The sequence below is a fragment of the Allofrancisella frigidaquae genome, assembly GCF_012222825.1.
Taxonomy (GTDB): Bacteria; Pseudomonadota; Gammaproteobacteria; order Francisellales; family Francisellaceae; genus Francisella; species Francisella frigidaquae.
Map to the genome: position 1 here is coordinate 172,848 of NZ_CP038017.1, position 13,684 is coordinate 186,531.

Below are 13,684 nucleotides of genomic sequence, written 5' to 3' on the forward strand. Positions count from 1 at the left end.
AGGGGATAGATTTATACTATGAATTTAGGAAATTACTTATTAAGCTTGATAATTTGGCTACCTATTGTAGGCGGTTTTGTAGTTTTAGCTACTAGAACAAAAGAGTTGCACGGAGATGCTGCACGTTGGGTTGCACTAGTTTTTAGTAGCTTAACACTAGCTTTATGTATTTCTTTAGTAGGCGCGTTTGATCCTTCTAGTTCAGCGATGCAATTCAAAGAAAGTGTAAAATGGTTCAAAGTATTTGGTTTACACGATGTTTACTATAGTTTAGGTGTTGATGGCTTTTCAGTTTTATTTATTGTATTAACATCTTTTACTACTTTAGTAATAGTGTTAGCTGCTTGGACTTCTATTAAAGTCAAAGTTAGACAGTATATGGCTATCTTTTTGATAACTTGTGGTTTAACTAATGGTGTTTTTGCTGCAACAGATTCAATTTTATTTTATGTATTTTGGGAAGCTTTACTTATTCCAACTTGTTTAGGTATAGGTATCTGGGGCGGTAAGCGTAAAGCTTATGCGGCTGTTAAATATTTTATGTATACATTTTTTGGTTCAGTGTTTTTACTAGCGGCTATATTGTATTTACAGACTAGAGTAGCTAATTCTTCTACAGATATTTTAATCAATGCTGATACTTACTCTATTCAAAACTTTATAGCATGGGCTACGCAGTCGCAAGGTTTAGCTGATACCGTTAAGTTTACACTCACGGCACAGTGGTTAGTGTTTGGAGCTTTTTTCTTAGCATTTGCTGTAAAAATTCCGATGTGGCCTTTTCATTCATGGTTACCAGATGCCCATTCTGAAGCACCTGCCGGAGGTTCGGTAATATTAGCAGCACTTATGCTTAAGTTAGGGGCATATGGTTTTTTAAGGTTTGCAATCCCAATGTTACCAGAGGTTACTACCTCATTAGAATATGTATTGGTGATTTTATCTTTAATAGCAATTGTTTATGTCGGGATAGTGGCTGTTGCACAAACAGATGTTAAGCGGCTTATAGCTTACTCATCTATTTCCCATATGGGTTTAGTAACTTTAGGATTATTTTCTATATTTATACTAAAAAATATAGACCCTAATTTAGGAGCAACTCATGCGCAACTTGCTATACAAGGAGCAGTGTTTCAGATGATAGCTCATGCGTTTTCTTCTGGTGGTATGTTTATAGGTATTGGTTACTTGTACCTAAGAATGCATACAAGAGAAATTTCATCATTTTCAGGAGTGGCAAAAACTATGCCAATATTTGCAACGTTCTTTTTACTATTCTGTATGGCTAACGTTGGTTTACCAGGCACTAGTGGTTTTGTGGGTGAATTTATGATATTGTTGGCAGTTTTTCAGTACTCTTCACTTGTGGCTTTGATAGCTGGTCTAACTCTGATTATTGCTCCAATCTACACACTGTGGATGTATAAGCGAGTTTTTTTTGGTGAAGTAGTTTCAGCACAAGTAGCTAATTTACAAGATTTAAATAAAATGGAAATTTTAGTATTTATATTATTAGCGATACCAACATTATTGTTTGGTTTATATCCAGAGCCGATACTTAAGCTTTCAGCAGCAGCTTCGGCACATATTGTTGGTTTATCTCTATAAGGTGGTGTTATGAATTTATCTGTTCTTTTTATCTTACCAGAAATATTGTTAGCAGTAGGTGTTTTGATTGTAATGTTCTCTGGGCTATTTTTACATGGTAAAATTAAAAATATTAATTATATCTTTTTTCAGGTATTTGTAAGCTTAGCACTAATAGCTACTTTTGCTAAAGAGTATATCTTACAAGCAGGAAGTGCCTTTGAAGGACGAGTAGTCTTTAATGGTTTTGCCTATACATTACAGCTGGTAATCTTGGTTTTATCTTTGTTTGTTGCCTTATACTCACGTGAGTATGTTAAAGATAGAAAAATTTCCGATGGCGATTTTTATACATTGCTAATGTTAGCTATTTTAGGATCAATGGTTCTAACTGCAGCACATAATCTGATAACTATTTATATTGGTTTGGAATTATTGTCATTGCCATTATATGCTTTAATTGCCATTTATCGTGAATCTGGTAAAGGTTTAGAGGCTGCAATTAAGTATTTTATCCTTGGAGCAATTGCTTCAGGGTTATTACTCTTTGGTATGTCATTCGTTTATGGTATTACAGGGCAGCTAGATATCGTCAATATTGCTAAATTTATAACTGCGCATAGTTTTGACAGTTTAGAATACAAATTCTTACTAATCTGTTTAGTAATGATGACAGCAACTTTCTTATTTAAGCTTGGTGCGGCACCATTTAATATGTGGTTACCAGATGTGTATGAAGGAGCACCAAACGCGGTTGCTAATATTGTAGCAACTATTCCTAAAGTAGCAGCATTTGCTATGTTGGTAAATATCTTATTTGTTGGCTTTCCAGAATTTAAGGCATCATGGGTATATTTGTTTAGAGTAATTGGTATTGCATCAATATTCTTTGGTAGTTTAGTAGCATTATCACAGACTAATATAAAAAGACTGTTGGGTTATTCAACAGTTTCACAAATTGGTTTTGTATTGTTAGCAACGACTTTGGAACCACAAGGTTATGCCTTGACAGCAGCTAGTTTCTATGTGATTGTGTATGTATTTACAACTTTGGCAGCATTTGGTGTTTTGACCACTATAAGTGTTGGTGGTTATGAGGTACAAAGCTTTAATGATCTAAAAGGTTTTAATACCAAAGATCCTTGGTTGGCATTCATTTTGTTAATAGTATTGTTTTCAATGGCAGGTATTCCACCATTTGGTGGCTTTATAGCAAAACTATTTGTTATTATGGGGCTGATAAATAATGGTAGTTATGTTTTAGCTTGCTTTGTATTATTTATGGCGGTGATAGCTTCATTCTACTACATCCGTATTATCAAGATGATGTATTTTGACGAACCTGAGAATGAAGAGACAGTAAAAGCACCACTTACCTCTTTAGTGGCATTAAGTGTAAACGGTTTGGTATTACTATTTTTAGGTATTATGCCGATGCTTCTTTTGGGCGTTCTTTCTCGGGTTGTGAATGTTATTTAATAACGCCATTAAATATAAATGAATACTATTTGTCGTATACTATTAAATTTTTAGTTAAAATTGCACATTAATATTACTTTGAAGATAAGTCATACGCTAATTTATGTTTAAACCATACCTTCATAAGATTCCAGATAGGAAAATCTCTAAGCGTCAGTTGAAATTTCTAGAGAGGTCAAATCAGGATTTTCATATGAAGATTGATAAAACTTATCAGGCTCATAGTGCCGATGTTTATAAAATATTAAAAGAAATTGCTTTTAGTAATATTCAAACTGAAAAACAAAAAACTTATGCAACCAATACAATCCCTTTGGCTTATAAATATAAGTACCCTATTACACTAAAAGCATTGTTAATTATGTTACTAATCGTGATGCTTCCTCGTGTTGCAAAATCTAGTGCAATTACAACTTCGACTTCGCTAGTTTTTGATGAAAATTTATTTGAAGATGTATCGCTGATATTGTCAGATTGTATAAGTAAGTCAGCAGGTGTAAGTGCAGGTAAAGTATGTACATATAATAATGAAAGATATGTATTTAAGTCTTTAAAGCAACCTAGTGGATTGAATGTCTCTCCTGATATGATTAAAGGGCATTTGAATTTTGCATTTCTAAAGAGCATTGGTATTGATGCTCCTGAGGGTAAATTCTTTTATGAAAAAGGTGGTTCTGTATTTCATGGAGATAAAAATATCCCAGCAGAAAAATTGTATGGGACTAAATTTGAATATCAATTTCAACCAGCTTCACAGTTTGTAAAAAAAGCTAATAGAGAATTTTTGGTAAAAAAAATACCTATAACTGATGAGAAAAGATTTATAAGAGAAACTTTTCTAAAAAATATTGGTGGTGAGATAGGTTTAGCAAAACTAGCATTTTCTTGTTTGTACATTAATGATATAGCTATAAACCTAGGAAATTGGGGAGGAGTAAAACAACAATTTTTTATAGTAGATGCTGATTTGTCTCCTAAAACTTTATTTGAATTTAGGTCAACTGCGATGTCTGGGATATCTCAAATTAATAGTGTTGCACATTTATACTTAACAAAAGCAACTTTATTAGAAATCAAAAGCTTATTGAGTTTTATTGATTATGATTCAATACGCGTAAAGCTTCCAAGAAGTTTTTCAATTGATTATAAAAATATGAGTATAGCTACAAACATTTACGCTGACGCAGTGGAGCTGACTTTACAGAAAATCATAACGTTATCAAACCATGAAATAGAGTCAGGTAAAATTAATGATTTATTTATGCAAGCGATTGTAAGTGACGTTAGGTGGCATGTTAAAGGAGCGGATGATCTTTAGTTGCCTATTTGAATTATACAAACTATACTTTTAATAATACTACGCAAAAACTTAAATATATTATGAAAAAAGTTCTTAGCCCAATAAATGATATAATTAAAAATTCAAAAGAAAGTATCCTGAAAAAAAGCCTTAAAAAGCTTGATGTAGTAAGTAGAGAGGAGTTTGAAGTGCAAAAGAAAATACTTTTAAAAACTCGTCAAAAGCTTGAAAGTATAGAAGCTAAATTAGATCAGCTGTTAGCAGAGAAAAAATAGCTATGTCTTTAGCGGTACTAAAAAGTAGAGCTCAGCTTGGTATAGAGGCTCCTTCAGTTTCTATAGAAGTTCATTTATCAAATGGTTTGCCAAGCCTGTCAATCGTTGGATTACCAGAAACTGCTGTTAAAGAAAGTAAAGATAGAGTTCGTAGTGCTATTATAAACTCAGGTTTTAACTTTCCTAATAAGCGAATTACTATTAATCTAGCTCCTGCTGATTTACCTAAAAGTAGTGGTAGATTTGATTTACCGATAGCTTTAGGAATACTTTACGCATCAGGTCAAATAGATGTTAGTAAGAACGTTGAAGATTTTGAATTTGCTGGAGAGTTATCTTTAAGTGGTGAGCTTAGAAGAATATCTAGTGCTATACCGATGGCTATTAAGTGTGTGCATGCTACTAAAAAACTTATTTTACCTGTTCAGAATGAAAAAGAAATAGGTTTAGTTGAAGGCGTTGAAGCTTATAGTTTTGTTAACTTAAAAGAGGTTGTGGATTTTTTATCAGGTGAAATTAACAAGTCAAAAGTAAAGCCCAATCTAGATATTGACTTTGATAGTCTTTATCAAGACTTGGAGGACGTAAAAGGTCAATATCAGGCGAAAAGAGCTTTAGAAATAGCTGCAGCTGGTGGACACAATATTCTTTTAGTAGGACCACCTGGAACGGGTAAAACAATGTTAGCTAGTAGACTAAACTCAATTTTACCACCATTGGATAAACAAGAAGCTCTTTCATCAGCAATGATAGCTTCAATAAAAGGAGAGTCTCATATAGCAGAGAGTTTTTATAAAAGACCTTTTAGACACCCTCACCATACATCTTCAGGAGTATCTTTAGTTGGCGGTGGTAGTAACCCTATGCCAGGAGAAATTTCTTTAGCTCATAATGGGGTATTGTTTTTGGATGAGTTACCTGAGTTTGACCGTAAAGTTTTAGAAGTATTGCGGGAGCCTTTAGAAACAGGAGTTGTGAATATTTCTCGTGCTAGATGTCAAGTAGAGTATCCAGCAAACTTCCAACTAATTGCTGCGATGAATCCTTGTCCCTGTGGATATTTAGGGTCTCAAACTAAAGAATGTACAGACTCTATACAAACAATACGTAGGTATCAAAGTAAGTTATCGGGTCCTTTGCTGGACAGGATAGATTTACATCTGGAAGTTTTAGAATTGTCTAAACAAGACCTTACCAACCAAAATCTTAAGGGTGAAAAAAGTAGCTTAGTTAGAGCTAGAGTTGAAAAGGCACGACAGTTGCAAATATCACGTCAGAATAAAATTAATGCGTTGCTAAGTAGTAAAGAGCTTGATAAAGTTTGTTCGCTTGGTGAGGATAGTAAAAAAATGCTTGAATTAGCAATAGAAAAGCTGGGGTTATCAGCAAGAGGATATTATAAGATACTTAAAGTAGCTAGGACTATAGCTGACCTTAATGGTAATGATGAGGTTGATAAAAAAGCAATTCAAGAAGCTATAAGTTACAGGAAAATGGATAAGTTTATTAAATAATGTAGGGGCCGTGCCTGTGTGCCGGCCTTTTGTTGGTTTATTATATTAAAGCAGAATAGTATGAGAAAATTATTTTTAGATGCTTTTAAGCATGAGAAATTAGAGAAGCCGCCTGTTTGGATAATGCGTCAAGCTGGTAGGTACTTACCAGAGTATAGAGAGGTTAGGTCTAAATTTGCAGATTTTATGGATATGTGTCGCAATCCAGATGCATGCTGTGAGGTGGCTTTACAACCTCTTAGAAGGTATGACCTAGATGCAGCAATTGTTTTTTCGGATATATTGACTATCCCAGAAGCTATGGGGTTAGATCTTAAGTTTGTAAAAGGAGAAGGCCCTATTTTTTTAAATCCTATAGAGACTAATGACGATCTAAATAAGCTACTTGAAGTTGATGAAAGTGTAAGTAAGTTACAGTATGTTTATGCTGCCGTTCAAACAACTAAGGCTGCTATAAATGTTCCTCTAATAGGGTTTACTGGTAGTCCATGGACATTGGCTGCATATATGATAGAGGGCAAAGGTTCCAAGCAGTTTAATAAATTACGAAAAATGATGTATGCAAACCCACAATTGATGCATCAATTATTACAAAGACTAGCAGATATTACTATTATTTATTTGTTAGAGCAAATAAAAGCAGGAGCTGATTCTTTGATGATATTTGACACTTGGGGGGGGATTTTACCGTTAGCTCAATATAAAGATTTTTCTTTAGACTATATGCAATACATAGCTAAAAATGTCAAACAGGTTGTACCATCAGTACCAATAGTGTTTTTTACAAAAGGAGGCTCAAACTTTTTTGGTGAATATAAAGATTTGTCTTGTGATGGAGTTGGTGTTGATTGGAGTGTAACTATTGAACAAGCTCGTCAAAGGATAGGTAGTGGTAAAGTTTTACAAGGAAACCTTGATCCAGCATTTTTATATGCAGATAAAGAAAGTATTCAAAAAACAGTAAGGCAACATATGAATTTTATCCAGTCAGATAAAGCTAATAATTATATAGTTAACTTAGGTCATGGCATATATCCAGATATTAATCCTGAACACGTAAAAGCTATGATTTATGCTATTAGAAATTTTAATTGCTAAGAAAGACTTGAAATAGTATAAAATAGTGCTATTATATATCCATATAGACGCGGGGTGGAGCAGCTTGGTAGCTCGTCGGGCTCATAACCCGAAGGTCGTTGGTTCAAATCCAGCCCCCGCTACCAAATAGAATTTTTTATTTAAAGGCCCTTCAAGGGCCTTTTTGCTATCTGGAGATAAGCAAAATTAAGGGGTGAAAATGTTATTAGATAAATTATATGATATAGTAGAGCCTATAACTGCAGATTTAGGTTATATTCTTTGGGGAATAGAGATTGTTGGTAGTGGCACGGTTACAGTGAGAGTGTTTATCGATCACGAAAACGGAGTGTCTGTAAATGATTGTCAAACAGTAAGTAAAGAGTTAAGTGCTATTTTTGACGTTGAGGATCCTATTTCTGGTAAGTATGTACTAGAAGTGTCTTCACCGGGTATGAATAGACAGATTTTCAATATTAATCAGGCACAAGCTTTAATAGGATTCACTGTAAAGGCTGTAACATTTGAACCAGTAAACTCACAAACAAAATTCAAAGGAGTTTTAGATAAAGTTGAAGGCAATAATATAGTTTTAAAGTTAGATGATGGTAAAGAAGTTTGTTTTGATTTTCAAGAACTCAAGAAATTAAGAGTTTCACCAGAGTTTTAGTTAATAGAGGTAAGAATATGAGTAAAGAATTACTATTAGTATTAGAAACGGTAGCAAATGAAAAAGATATTTCAAAAAATCTTCTATTTGAAGCTATGGAGGAAGCCTTAGTCACGATACTTAAGAAAGAGCTTGATGATAGGATGAATATAGAAGTTAAGATTAATCGAGTTACAGGTGATTTTAAGGCTGAACGTGTATGGCATATTGTTTCTGAAGATAAGGATCTAATAGATTATTCTAAAGAATTATACGAAGATGTTGCTAGAGAGAAAGGTTACAATGTTGTAGCGGGTGATGTATTCAGAGAAAATGTTGAAGTCAAAGAGTTTGGACGCATAGCTGCTGCTACGGCGAAGCAAATCTTAATGAAAAAAATCAAAAGTTTCGAAAGAGAGAAAACAGCAAAAATATATCAAGATAAAATTGGTGATATTGTTTATGGAGAAATTAAAAGAGCTACATATGAGTTGCTAATTGTAGATTTAGGTAACAATGCTGAAGGGATATTGCCAAAAAAAGATTTAATAGCGAGAGAAAGATTTCGTGTTGGTGATAAAATTAGAGCTTGTGTTGAAAGTGTAGACTGTGACGATGAAGGTAAGCCTAACACTATTATGCTAAGTAGGGCTAGTAACACTATGCTAAAAGCTTTATTTAAGCTAGAGGTTCCAGAAGTTGAAGAAGAAATTATTACTATAGTTAATGTAGTTCGCGAATTAGGGTTTAGAGCTAAAGTCACAGTAAAAAGTAATGATCAAAGAATAGATCCTTGTGGTGCTTGTGTGGGAGTTAGAGGTTCTAGGATTCATTCCATAATGAGTGAATTAAATGGTGAAAAGGTAGATGTGATATTATGGGACCAAGATATTGTACAATATGCTATTAATTCTTTATCACCAGTTGCTGCAGAGGATATCTTAGAGGTTAATGTTGATGAAGAAACTAACTCTATGGATATAGTTGTTAAACAAGAAAGCTTATCTAAAGCTATTGGTAAAAATGGTGTAAATGTAAGATTAGCAAGTGCTTTAATTGGCTGGAAAATTAACGTCCTTTCAGATGCTGAGCAAGAAGAAAAACAAATGTCTATAGTAGAAAAATTTGTGGAAGTTTTAGATATTGATCATGATTTTGCTTTAGTTTTAATTGAAGAAGGGGTTGAGACATTAGAAGACCTAGCGTATTTAGATAAAGAAGAGCTTTTAGAAATCGAAGGATTTGATGAAGATATAGTTAATGAGTTGCAAGAAAGAGCTAAGACAGCTCTTTTATCTCAAGCGTTAGGTGATAAGGAGCCTGCAGAAGATCTTTTAAATATGCAGGGTATGCAGGAAGATTTGGCTAAGCAGTTAGCGAAAGCGAATATAGTAACTATGGAAGATTTAGCAGAGTTATCAGTAGATGAGTTGCTTGAGATTGTAAAAGTTGATGAACAAAAAGCTACAGACTTAATAATGCAAGCAAGAGCTCCTTGGTTTGAGTAAGAAAGTACCGAGATAAAAGTACATAAGGAGAGAGAGATGGCAGAAATTACGGTTGGGCAATTGGCACAACAAACAAATAAAGATGTTGAGACTTTGTTAAAGCAGTTAAAGTCTTTTGGTATTAATAAAGTTAGTGAAAATGATACTTTAACCCCAGTAGAAATGAAGACACTTTTGGAAAAAATAAATAGCGCAAAAAGTTCTGCAACTAGAAAAAAAGTGACAACTACAATGAAACTTGATGGCAAACATAAAATAAATGTTTCTGTTAAAAGAAAAAGACGAGTTGCTGGAAGGATAGAAGAATCGACTATTGCTAATGAGGAAGCTTTGATTACACAAAAAGAAGGCTTTCAAGTAGTTGGTAAGCCTCATGAGAAAGAACTAACTCAAAAAACAGAGCTTGAGCTAAAAAAACAAGATACAACTTTTGTTAAGGATATTGCTATAGTAGAGAGTTCTGTGGTGGCAGATACAAAAGAGCAAAAAATTATAGAGCCAAAAGATAGTGGTTTTAAGTTTATTTCTATACCAGAACCAATAGCAACAACTGATACTGAGTCTAGTGTAATAAATGCGGCTAAAAAGAAAACAGTCAAAAAAGAGTTTGCTAGCACTTCTACGACAAATACTAAATATAAAAGAGAAGAAGAAGACAAACGTGCAAAAACTAAAAAGGCGGCTGGTAAAGGATTTAAAAAAGCAAATCCAAGACAGTTATCACAACTAGCTGGAGATTTAGAGTCTTTTGATGAGTTTGGAGCTAAAAAAGGCAAGCTTAAAGCTCCAAAAGTTAAAAAACAAGAATTTACAAAACCAGTTGAAAATACAGTAAAGATTGTAGAAATATATGAAGGTATCACAGTAAGTGATTTAGCTCAAAAAATGTCCGTAAAAGGTGCAGAGATAGTTAAAACTCTTTTTAACATGGGAGTTATGGCAACTATTAATCAGTCTTTAGACCACGATACAGCTATATTGATAGTTGAAGATATGGGTCATAAATATACTTTGCATAATGAAAATGCTTTAGAAGAAGCTATAACTGTGGTTGATAGAAGTGGTACCCAAAAGTTATCAAGAGCGCCAGTTGTAACAATTATGGGACATGTAGACCATGGTAAGACTTCTTTATTAGACTATATTCGTAAATCTAGAGTTGCTTCTGGGGAAGCTGGAGGTATTACTCAACATATAGGAGCTTATTCTGTAAAAACTAACAAAGGATCTATCACTTTCTTAGATACTCCAGGGCATGAAGCATTTACTTCTATGCGTGCAAGAGGGGCTAAGTCAACAGATATAGTTATCTTAGTCGTTGCTGCGGATGATGGTGTTATGCCACAAACTGAAGAGGCTATACAGCATGCTAAAGCAGCAGGGGTTCCAATACTTGTCGCAGTAAATAAGATCGATAAGCCAGAAGCTGATCCTGAAAAAGTTATAAGTGAGCTTACTCAGAGAAATGTTATACCAGAAAGCTGGGGTGGGGATGTTATGTTTGTAAATGTTTCTGCTAAAACAGGTGAGGGTATTATAGATTTGCTTGATGCAGTTCTCCTACAATCAGAAGTTTTAGAGTTAGAAGCTTTCGCTGATGGTTATGCTGAAGGAGTTGTTGTTGAATCAAGGTTAGAAAAAGGAAGGGGCCCTGTAGCAACTATACTTATCCAAAATGGTAATTTAAAGCAAGGTGATGTTGTCCTGTGTGGTACAGAATTTGGTCGTGTTAGAGCTATGTATGATGATTTGGGCAAAAATATTAAATCAGCAGGACCATCTACCCCAGTGGAAATCCTTGGTTTGTCAGGGGTGCCAGCTGCTGGTGACCAAGTGATAGCTGTTGAAAGTGAGAAAAAAGCAAAAGAGGTTGCCTCCCAAAGAGCTCAAAAACAAAAAGACGCTAAGGTAGCTCATGAGCAGACTTTGAAATTATCAAATATGTTTAACCATATAGGTAAAGATGGCGAACAAAAAACTTTAAAAATTATTCTCAAAGGAGATGTTCAAGGTTCTGTTGAAGCTATTAGGGATTCTTTACTTAAATTATCTACAGATGAAGTCAAGGTTGAGATTATTGCTAGTGGTATCGGTGGAATTACTTCATCAGACATTACTCTAGCAGTAGCATCTATGGCGGTAGTTGTTGGTTTTAACGTTCGTGCTGATGCTGCTGCTAAAAAAATAGCAGAAGCAGACGGTGTAGAGTTACGTTATTACAATATTATCTACGATTTGATAGATGATGTTAAAAAAGCTATGAGCGGTCTTTTATCTCCAGAGATGAAAGAGCAAATAGTTGGTATAGCAGAAGTTAGAGAAGTGTACAGATCTTCTAAGTTTGGTTCTATAGCTGGGTGTATGGTTATAGAGGGTCTAGTCAAAAGGGCTAATCCTATACGTGTACTTAGAAATAACGTTGTTATATATGAAGGAAGCCTTGAGTCTTTGAAAAGATTCAAAGATGATGCTGCTGAGGTTAAAAAAGGTCTTGAATGCGGTATAGGCGTTAAAAACTATAATGATGTTAGAGCTGGAGATCAGATAGAAGTATTTGAAGTCGTTGAGGTGGCTAAGGAGTTGTAATCATGGCAACAGAAGGTAGAGTGCAAAGGGTAGCAAGTGAGCTTAAGAAAGTGATATCTTTGCTATTACGTTCTAAGATTAAGGATTCAAAGCTAGCAAGTGCAACGGTTACAGAAGTAGAAGTTTCTAAGGATTTATCTTTTGCAAAAGTGTATTATACGTGTTTGATTCCAGAAGATACCGCTTATATTTCAAAAGCCTTTGTAAAGTCAAAAGGTTTTTTTAGATCATCTATTGCAAAGTCATTGAGTTTAAGGGTGGTTCCGGATCTTAAATTTATTTATGATAGTTCCCTTGATTATGGTATGCAAATGGAAGAAAAAATTTCAAAAGCCCTGGATGCAGATGCCAAATTTATAAGTCAAAATGATGATTCATTGGAAGATAACTACCGAAAACCTAAAGATGATGACGTAGAGAAATTAAGATAGGTTGAATTTATGAGTAAATTTACTATTGTCCGGGGTTTTAATGATATTCTACCTAACGATAGTTATAAGTGGCAATATCTAGAGTCACAGATAAGAGAGATTTTAGACCAATATAACTATAATGAAACTAGGCTGCCGATTCTAGAGAAAAGTGAATTATTCCATAGAAGCGTTGGTGAGACATCAGATATTGTTTCAAAAGAAACTTATGATTTTACTGATAGAAATGGTGATAGTCTAACTTTGCGTCCTGAAGGTACAGCAGGATGTGTTAGAATGGTTCTAGAGAATAATCTTATAAATAGAGGGCAAACCCAAAAACTTTGGTATTGTGGTCCAATGTTTAGATACGAAAGGCCACAAAAAGGAAGATATAGGCAGTTTTACCAACTTGGGGTAGAAGCTTATGGGTTTGATGGTATAGCTATAGATTTAGAAGTTATATCTATAGTTTGGAATTTATTTAAAAAACTTGGGTTGGTGGATCATATAACCTTAGAGCTAAATAGTTTAGGTTCTAGTTTAGATAGGCAAAGGTATACTAAAGCGTTATTAGATTACCTTAAACCATTTCATGATCAACTTGATGACGATTCTATAAAAAGGCTGGCTAAAAATCCCTTAAGAATACTTGACTCAAAGGTTTCTACTACACAAAAAATCCTTGAAAATGCCCCTAAGCTTATGGATTTTATAGAGACTGAATTATTGGAAAGGTTTCAACAAACGTGTCAATATGTAGAGTCATTAGGTATTAAATACACGGTTAATAAGAATTTGGTGCGTGGTCTTGACTATTATAGTGGTTTAGTTTTTGAATGGACTACAGATAAGCTCGGTGCTCAAAGTGCAGTTTGTGCCGGTGGTAGGTATGATAAGTTAATAGATGATCTTGGTGGCCAAAGTAGTGGCGCCATAGGTTTTGCAATAGGTATAGAAAGACTTTTACTTTTGTTAGAAACTCTAGGTAAATTACCTTCACAAAATAGTGTATGTGACGTATTTTTCATATTAGAAAAAGAAAGTTTGTATAAAACATTAGCTCTAGTTGATTATATACGTTATGAGCTTAGTAGTTTAAAATTTGATATGGATTTGAAGTTTGGTAGTTTCAAATCACAATTTAAGAAAGCAGATAAATCTGGAGCGAAGATCGCAGTAATAATTGGTTCTGAGGAGTTAGAAAAACGTCAAGCTGTGATAAAGTATTTGCAAGAAAATAAGCCCCAGCACCAAGTTGGATTTGAAGAGCTAATAAACTTTTTAGAAAAATAAACT

General features: G+C 34.1%; 11 protein-coding genes and 1 tRNA gene. All 12 read left to right on the forward strand.

The window, feature by feature from the left end; all coding sequences use genetic code 11:
* Nucleotides 1–18: 18 nt before the first annotated feature.
* The 12 genes from E3E15_RS00745 to hisS all read left to right on the forward strand — a co-directional run bounded on the left by E3E15_RS00745 (nucleotide 19) and on the right by hisS (nucleotide 13,681).
* Nucleotides 19–1,608, forward strand: coding sequence for a complex I subunit 4 family protein (locus E3E15_RS00745; RefSeq protein WP_172106228.1), 1,590 nt, complete (start codon nucleotides 19–21; stop codon nucleotides 1,606–1,608).
* A gap of 9 nt (nucleotides 1,609–1,617) precedes the next feature.
* Nucleotides 1,618–3,066 carry an NADH-quinone oxidoreductase subunit N gene (locus E3E15_RS00750; protein ID WP_172106229.1) on the forward strand — a complete coding sequence of 483 codons (1,449 nt, stop codon included), beginning with the start codon at nucleotides 1,618–1,620 and terminating at the stop codon, nucleotides 3,064–3,066.
* Between the two features lie 193 nt (nucleotides 3,067–3,259).
* Nucleotides 3,260–4,384, forward strand: a complete 1,125-nt coding sequence (locus E3E15_RS00755) for a hypothetical protein (protein WP_172106230.1) — start codon at nucleotides 3,260–3,262, stop codon at nucleotides 4,382–4,384.
* 62 nt (nucleotides 4,385–4,446) lie between these two features.
* Nucleotides 4,447–4,641, forward strand: a complete 195-nt coding sequence (locus E3E15_RS00760) for an accessory factor UbiK family protein (protein WP_035720827.1) — start codon at nucleotides 4,447–4,449, stop codon at nucleotides 4,639–4,641.
* A 2-nt stretch (nucleotides 4,642–4,643) separates the two neighbouring features.
* Nucleotides 4,644–6,155, forward strand: coding sequence for a YifB family Mg chelatase-like AAA ATPase (locus E3E15_RS00765; protein ID WP_172106231.1), 1,512 nt, complete (start codon nucleotides 4,644–4,646; stop codon nucleotides 6,153–6,155).
* A gap of 60 nt (nucleotides 6,156–6,215) precedes the next feature.
* On the forward strand, nucleotides 6,216–7,253 hold the full coding sequence (gene hemE / locus E3E15_RS00770) for a uroporphyrinogen decarboxylase (protein WP_172106232.1): 1,038 nt from the start codon (nucleotides 6,216–6,218) through the stop codon (nucleotides 7,251–7,253).
* Between the two features lie 48 nt (nucleotides 7,254–7,301).
* Nucleotides 7,302–7,378: transfer RNA gene (locus E3E15_RS00775), tRNA-Met, on the forward strand.
* Between the two features lie 74 nt (nucleotides 7,379–7,452).
* The gene (gene rimP, locus E3E15_RS00780; RefSeq protein ID WP_172106233.1) at nucleotides 7,453–7,902 is read left to right on the forward strand and encodes a ribosome maturation factor RimP; all 450 of its coding nucleotides are present in this window, start codon (nucleotides 7,453–7,455) and stop codon (nucleotides 7,900–7,902) included.
* A gap of 17 nt (nucleotides 7,903–7,919) precedes the next feature.
* Nucleotides 7,920–9,389 (forward strand): transcription termination factor NusA, encoded by a 1,470-nt coding sequence (nusA, locus tag E3E15_RS00785; protein WP_035720838.1) that lies wholly within the window; start codon nucleotides 7,920–7,922, stop codon nucleotides 9,387–9,389.
* 36 nt (nucleotides 9,390–9,425) lie between these two features.
* Nucleotides 9,426–11,975: a translation initiation factor IF-2 gene (gene infB / locus E3E15_RS00790; RefSeq protein WP_172106234.1), complete on the forward strand. Its 2,550-nt coding sequence runs from the start codon at nucleotides 9,426–9,428 to the stop codon at nucleotides 11,973–11,975.
* 2 nt (nucleotides 11,976–11,977) lie between these two features.
* The gene (rbfA, locus tag E3E15_RS00795) at nucleotides 11,978–12,406 is read left to right on the forward strand and encodes a 30S ribosome-binding factor RbfA (RefSeq protein ID WP_172106235.1); all 429 of its coding nucleotides are present in this window, start codon (nucleotides 11,978–11,980) and stop codon (nucleotides 12,404–12,406) included.
* 9 nt (nucleotides 12,407–12,415) lie between these two features.
* On the forward strand, nucleotides 12,416–13,681 hold the full coding sequence (gene hisS, locus E3E15_RS00800) for a histidine--tRNA ligase (RefSeq protein ID WP_172106236.1): 1,266 nt from the start codon (nucleotides 12,416–12,418) through the stop codon (nucleotides 13,679–13,681).
* Nucleotides 13,682–13,684 lie beyond the last annotated feature (3 nt).

Coding starts and splice junctions, on each gene's coding strand:
- E3E15_RS00745 (WP_172106228.1), top strand. CDS start 19: ATGAATTTAGGAAATTACTTATTAAGCTTGATAATTTGGCTACCTATT.
- E3E15_RS00750 (WP_172106229.1), top strand. CDS start 1,618: ATGAATTTATCTGTTCTTTTTATCTTACCAGAAATATTGTTAGCAGTA.
- E3E15_RS00755 (WP_172106230.1), top strand. CDS start 3,260: ATGAAGATTGATAAAACTTATCAGGCTCATAGTGCCGATGTTTATAAA.
- E3E15_RS00760 (WP_035720827.1), top strand. CDS start 4,447: ATGAAAAAAGTTCTTAGCCCAATAAATGATATAATTAAAAATTCAAAA.
- E3E15_RS00765 (WP_172106231.1), top strand. CDS start 4,644: ATGTCTTTAGCGGTACTAAAAAGTAGAGCTCAGCTTGGTATAGAGGCT.
- hemE (WP_172106232.1), top strand. CDS start 6,216: ATGAGAAAATTATTTTTAGATGCTTTTAAGCATGAGAAATTAGAGAAG.
- rimP (WP_172106233.1), top strand. CDS start 7,453: ATGTTATTAGATAAATTATATGATATAGTAGAGCCTATAACTGCAGAT.
- nusA (WP_035720838.1), top strand. CDS start 7,920: ATGAGTAAAGAATTACTATTAGTATTAGAAACGGTAGCAAATGAAAAA.
- infB (WP_172106234.1), top strand. CDS start 9,426: ATGGCAGAAATTACGGTTGGGCAATTGGCACAACAAACAAATAAAGAT.
- rbfA (WP_172106235.1), top strand. CDS start 11,978: ATGGCAACAGAAGGTAGAGTGCAAAGGGTAGCAAGTGAGCTTAAGAAA.
- hisS (WP_172106236.1), top strand. CDS start 12,416: ATGAGTAAATTTACTATTGTCCGGGGTTTTAATGATATTCTACCTAAC.